Source organism: Bacillus sp. FJAT-29814, assembly GCF_001510715.1.
Lineage (GTDB): Bacteria > Bacillota > Bacilli > Bacillales > Cytobacillaceae > Neobacillus.
In genome coordinates this window covers 752,558-757,863 of the sequence record NZ_LMTJ01000001.1, presented here as the reverse complement: position 1 = coordinate 757,863, position 5,306 = coordinate 752,558, and the positions used below count along the sequence as shown (strand labels likewise).

5 protein-coding genes and 1 pseudogene are annotated in these 5,306 nt (G+C 39.8%); 2 read left to right on the top strand and 4 right to left on the bottom strand.

Features of this window, described 5'->3' with window-relative positions:
* Positions 1-370: transposase (locus tag AR334_RS28690; RefSeq protein WP_172799142.1), on the top strand; the 370-nt coding region annotated here is incomplete at its 5' end.
* A 186-nt stretch (positions 371-556) separates the two neighbouring features.
* Here AR334_RS28690 and AR334_RS03530 read toward each other — a convergent pair.
* The 4 genes from AR334_RS03530 to AR334_RS03515 form a co-directional block, all read right to left on the bottom strand.
* Positions 557-1,225: a hypothetical protein gene (locus tag AR334_RS03530; protein ID WP_066304960.1), complete on the bottom strand. Its 669-nt coding sequence runs from the start codon at positions 1,223-1,225 to the stop codon at positions 557-559.
* A 173-nt stretch (positions 1,226-1,398) separates the two neighbouring features.
* The gene (locus AR334_RS03525) at positions 1,399-2,757 is read right to left on the bottom strand and encodes a hypothetical protein (protein ID WP_066304958.1); all 1,359 of its coding nucleotides are present in this window, start codon (positions 2,755-2,757) and stop codon (positions 1,399-1,401) included.
* A gap of 58 nt (positions 2,758-2,815) precedes the next feature.
* On the bottom strand, positions 2,816-3,343 hold the full coding sequence (locus tag AR334_RS03520) for a hypothetical protein (RefSeq protein ID WP_066304954.1): 528 nt from the start codon (positions 3,341-3,343) through the stop codon (positions 2,816-2,818).
* A gap of 136 nt (positions 3,344-3,479) precedes the next feature.
* Positions 3,480-4,550, bottom strand: a complete 1,071-nt coding sequence (locus AR334_RS03515) for a CotH kinase family protein (protein WP_066304952.1) — start codon at positions 4,548-4,550, stop codon at positions 3,480-3,482.
* Between the two features lie 255 nt (positions 4,551-4,805).
* Here AR334_RS03515 and AR334_RS29825 point away from each other — a divergent pair.
* Positions 4,806-5,306 (top strand): annotated as a pseudogene (locus AR334_RS29825) (hypothetical protein); the annotation flags it as partial.

Here is a 5,306-nt window from a genome sequence, read left to right as displayed (position 1 = left end):
AGAATATAGAACCACTACTAAGGAAGGTTACCGCCAATACTTTTCTAATCCAGTTAAGTGTAAGGATTGCCCGCTTCTGGCACAATGTACTCAGAGCCAAAATCATCAGAAACTCATTCAACGGCATGTCTGGGAAGCGCATCTCGAGGAAGCTGAACACCTTCGTCATACAGAAGAGAATAAAATAATTTATGCGCGTCGCAAAGAAACAATTGAACGTGTATTTGCAGATGCGAAGGAAAAGCATGGTATGCGATGGACAACATTAAGAGGTCTTAAAAAATTGTCCATGCAAGCGATGCTTACTTTTGCTGCCATGAATTTAAAGAAATTGGCTACATGGACTTGGAATGGGCCAATAACGGTATAAAAATAGACCCCGCCGGGGTCTATCTTAAGAAAAATTAAACAGAATAAGCTTGGATATGGAAAAAGGCACCAGAATCGTGAAGTTCAAAATGCCTTTTGTCTACAATCTGAAACGGACAATCCTGTCCGTTTTTTTTATTTGTTGGCCTAGTTTGGCTTGGTCACTTGATGACGAAAAAAATAGGATCTAGGTCATATGAACGGTTTTAATATGCTGGAGATTTAAATAGACCGGATCTCCTTTGGCCGTAATTAGCTCGACAAAATTATCTTTGATTCCTTGAATTTTTCCCATGACATTGGCATTTTCCCCGATATTAAATACAATCAGTTCGCCCTTTAGTTTTTCTATTTGAATTTCAAACGATCTGGCAAAAGTGATATTGCTTGGGTTTACCGGCAAACTCGCATTGCTCAATCCGTATGGCCGTTGATGGTTTGTATATGGAATTAGCCATTTCAGATGGTTTAGGGAGATGAACATCGTTTTATAAATGGGGGAGTAAAAAACAAAGTAGTTATTCATGATACTGATAATATAGCCATGGAGAGCTTGGTTACTAGTTACATATATTTCTGTAAAAATTCCTTTTGCCGATGTCAACGTTTTTCTCAATGAAATTTCCTCATTATGATTATAAATGGGGGTAGGGTCGTTGCTCAACGTGAACTCATCAATTTCATCTTTCTTTAAGAATTGCCAGTTCTGAATATGAACGGTTGGAATATATAAGTAATCATTTCCGTTGTAAAGTACGCATAAGTCGCTGCCGACATCTACCATCATGCCGCTTAATAATTTTTTTCCTGATAATTCAAGTTTCACATATTTACCGATATTACTTTTCAAATTCATTCATTCACATCCTTTCCGTTAGAACGCCTTTACAAAAAGAGAGGGGCTGTCAACATAGCTATGGCAATCATCTGGAAAAACGTTGTGTGCCCGGCTCCTTTTGTAAGCTGGTTCATTCGGTGTCGAATTCATAGATTGGGTGATTGTGTAATCTTTCATCGTTTACTAAGGCATTAAAAATTTAGAAATCCTGATGTTTTCTTTTCTTTATTCGGGAATCCGGCAAACGGAAAAGCCCTAGCGGTTTCATTTGCTGGGGGTTCACCGGCAAATGGGAACGTTTTATTATTGTCAAAAGCTTTGAATTCACCGCCGAATGGGAAAGTTCTAGCGTTTTCGGTTTTCGTTGGTTTATCGGCAATCGCCTGGGACTTCAACTTCTCCTTCTTGACCTCAGGGATCACCACATCTTTATTATCATTAGTTGCTGCTGGTTCGCCTGCAAAGCGGAGAGATTTCTTTACCTGGCTAATTGGTTTCCAGACATAACTTGTATTGTTCTTTTCCACAACCATACCCTTTGAGTACTTTTCTGTTTGTGGAGCTTCCGATTTTGCTGTCTCTTTTTGTTTTTCTTGATTAGCTTCCTTCTTCGGTTTGTCTTTCTCCATTGCTTCTTTAGGAGGTGTTGGAAGTGGTTTTGGTTTCATCAATTTTGGCTCATCTTTTGGTTGATCCTTCTGGCCACTTTCATGTTGGCCTTTCTTCTCCATATTGCTTTTTGAAGCTTTTTCCGGGGACTTCGATTTATCTTTGCTGGAACCGGCGTAAATATTGGTGTGTTGCGCAACAGTCACTTGCTGATGCTTTTCGATACCCTTGTCTTCGTGTTTTGCTTTCTTTTCGGATTTTCCTTGCTCCGGGTGATGGGTATATGCCTGCTTGTCAGATTTATGCTCACGGTTTTCGGCTGCTGCATCGGCTTTCGAGGTTTTATTGTCTGTTTTTTCTGCAGCGGCCTGTTTATTTGAATGTTGATCACTCTTATCTTCAGAATCTGCTTTTTTCTCTGACTTGCCGTCATTCTTATCTTTTTCTGAATTCGATTTACTGCTGGAGTCCTTGCTTTGGCTTTCCGCCTTTTCATTTTTTTCTTCCTTGTTTTCCTCTTCTTTAATAAATCCTTTTAGAATGTTCGATACATAATCCAACTTTAACAGGATTCGTTCTTCGCCATTAATTAAGGTAACAAAATCAGAATCGACTTCAGCTAAGACTCCGTTAAATCTTTGTTTGTGTATGCTCAAGATGCTGACCCAGGTATTTTGAAAAGAATTCAATAACTCCATTAAGCTCTGCGTCTGTTGGAAATGTGCCTTTGATTTCTTCGCTTTAAAATCCTTGGTATTCTTCGTGATGGCTTGAATTTTATCAATCCGATAGTAAAAAATATACTTCATGTCGGTTTCTAATACTACGTGATCCGATTCGACGCCTAATAATTTTCCTTTATAGACTTCTTCACCGACGAAAAGATTGACGTCGAACCCTTTTAACGAATCTAATGCTCCAGTAAATTTCTCTAATCCCATTTTTCAGCCTCCTTTTTGAGATAATGGGTCGCTTCTCTGGTGGAGAAGCGACATGTTTTTAATCGTTATCCTCGTCTTTCTGATTTTTGTCTTGATCCTTATCGTTGTTATCTTTGCCGTCGCCGTCATGGCCGTCAGATTTCCCGGAATCGTCATTTGTATCAATGACTAATCCATAGCTAATATTGCGAATATGCTTCATGGAGAAGCGAACGACTTCCTCTTTGACGATTAATGAAGCAATATCTTTGTTTACATCGTTTAGAACACCCTCTAATGCCTCGTGACCGCCTCGGTTAATCCGTACCCATTGATATTTGATGCTCTCTAACAGCTTGACGAAATTTTCCGCTGACTTGTATTCGAAGTTTTTAGGAATATGGATGCCCAATTTCATTAGGTCCTTCGAACTTTCTGTTACACTTCTGATATGATTGGTTTTGTAATATACCACGCCATCTTTTTTAGTAAGCAGGATAAAATAATCATCGTGTACAGCTAATACTTTTCCTATTCTGGACTCAGGGCCGCCCCGATCTACTCTGATTATTTTGCCTACGTACTGCATCATTGCTTCTTTATTCATAACCCAAAGTTTCCTCCTTTTATTTAGATAAACATTTACACTGCATCTATATTCGTCATGGTAGGATGTTGTACTAATAAAGTAGCCTTTTTTTCACAGGTTTTCGTAAAAATAGGCAAATGCAGATAGAATCCCATTATTGTAGTTGGAAGAGTTGTTGAGTTAGGAAACGATTTCGTTCGTTAATAAACTTGAAGATAAATTCTTTCTCTTTATCAAGCTTTTCCTCTGTTGTCTTGATGAATGGGTCTAGGTGAATATAGGGTTTAAGGGAGTTAATCAGACTTTCAATCTCCTTTTTTTGAGCATCGACTGTAAATTCTTTTTCGAGAATCTTAGACAAAATGCCTAGATATTTCTTTTTAAAATTGGCAAAGTGAAGCAACCGGCCAGTGAGCGTATTGTATCCGGTAATAGGGATAAAATCATAATCGTTTGGTCTGCCATGGAGGTCCCGTCCCCAGGTTCCGTCATAATCCCATGGGGTGATTTCATATAGGCCCGTTTCGCCATTTTTATAGAGTGCGTAATTATGGATAAAACCATCAAAGTTTTGTGTGCACACCACCCCGGCGAGCCAGGTTAAATATTGATCGACATCAAGCAAATTCGGTATTTCCTCTTTGAACGCTTCATTTTTTAAAGAGTTAATCATCGCAATCAATTGCTCTAGATCGCTTAAATCTTTTTTGCTTCCATATTTTAGTGTGTAGCCTTCGAGTAAACTGGTTTTTACATTTTTCTCGGGTGTTAAGAGGGAAAAATTGGCGTGATAATTGGTCGCATAAATAATTGGGCCCAGTGGCAGTTTCCGCTTTTTCAATAGATATTGATCAAATGATTCAAGCTCCAAATAAATCCCCATACAAGTTCCGTTTATATAAAGAAGAACATGTTTTGAGTGCGGTGAGACGACACCGATTTTTTCGAAAAAATCAAGCGACAGTTTGTTTCTTGATAGGGAAATATCACTGAACTCGGCGTTAAGGTGGATTTCATGGGCGCCATTTACGAATGCCGGCTTTTGGAATAGGATGTGATAGGATTTTTTCTTTTTCTTTCTAATGACATTTCCGCGGTAGCATAGCCCAATTTTATTGCGTTGATCGCCTATTCTTAACACACCAGGAACATGGTTTTTTGTCCAAATATCCTCATTGAGCTGCTTAAGTAATTTGGGATTAATAAAAATTTCATATTTTAACATCTTTTTAAACTCCTAAAATCAAAATTTCTAAATATTATGCCCGGTTGAAAAGGAACGTGAGCATTTGGGCATTTATATAAATATGAAAAATTCAATGTATGTCTATATCAAAAGTCCTTAGTCCGCCATAGATTAAAAAGGAGCATATTACTTTTTGGAAAGTGGTGGGTTATTTGGTAATGAGGATTGACGTGGAACAGTTACTATCTGAGGCCCAGGATAATGGTGTTGTTGCATTTTTAGACAATAATCCTGTTGAGACTGTCACAATGCTTCATAAAAAAGGGAAAAAGAGAAGCAAAGGCAAAGGCCGCAGCAAAGGCTCAAAAGGCGGCAAGGGCACGAAAGGAACAGGAGGCAGCAAGGGGTCTAAAGGTGGTGGCGGGTCCAAAGGCAGCGGCGGGTCCAAGGGCAGTTGCGGAACAAAAGGAAGCGGTGGCTCTAAGGGGAGCTGTGGCACAAGGGGAAGTTGCGGATCGAGCGGAAGTTGCGGATCGATCGGAAGCTGTGGATCAAGCGGAAGTTGTGGATCAAGTGGAAGTGGCGGCACAAGGGGAAGTTGCGGAACAAAAGGAAGTACGGGCACAAAAGGTAGCGCTGGTACAAAGGGCAGTGGCGGAACAAAAGGAAGCGGCGGTTCGAAGAGAAGCGGCGGCAAAGGTCCAGGACCAAAAGGGAAAAAACGGCCAAAAAGAAAGAAATCCAAAGGCAGCAAAGGTGGAGGCACCAAGGGAAGCAAGGGCTCCAAAGGTGGAG